Origin of the sequence: Bartonella sp. TT119HLJHH (genome assembly GCF_042193385.1) — a bacterium.
In the GTDB taxonomy this organism is placed as follows: domain Bacteria; phylum Pseudomonadota; class Alphaproteobacteria; order Rhizobiales; family Rhizobiaceae; genus Bartonella.
Window position 1 is genome coordinate 1 of record NZ_JBHILS010000150.1, and the last position, 559, is coordinate 559.

General features: G+C 36.3%; 1 protein-coding gene. It reads right to left on the reverse strand.

The annotated features are described in order from the left end of the window. Positions 1 to 559 (reverse strand): type ISP restriction/modification enzyme (locus ACFIJL_RS09870; RefSeq protein WP_375624560.1); only part of this gene is annotated, 559 nt, incomplete at both ends.

The window sequence follows — 559 nt, forward strand, 5'->3', positions numbered from 1 at the left end:
GGTAATAACCCTCTGAAATAACTCTAGAGGGTAGGCAGGGTTGCCAATGGTTTCAACAGCATAGCGATTGGCATCATTAACAATGCCACTCTTTTTATCAGTCTTTACACATTGACGCCCCATAACCCATTCAAGAGCGGGTTTACCATTAACGATATAGCTATAAGCTTCCTTAGGTATATCTGTCATTGTGATATTGCTATTGTAAATAACAGTTGATTTATCTTTTTCTTTACCTGCTTTTGCGAATTTCATTTCTGTAACGTAATAGAATTTCTTAGGATTAGAGATCTCTGTAAATTTTGGATTACCCTTTTTAAAGGTCACGGGATAAGGTTCCACATCTTCATAATTTACATGCAAATGACCCAATTCACGCCCAGCTGTTACAAACTTCCAAAAATCTTCAGCATTCTTTACACAAGGGATACGAGGCAATTCTTTAGAGAGGTTATCAGCATAACGAGCACGGTAATCTTCCGAATGTAAAATCCCATAAACATAATAGAACAAATCATCTTTTGTTATGGTTTGATTAGGATAAGCGGCTTTAAAATGT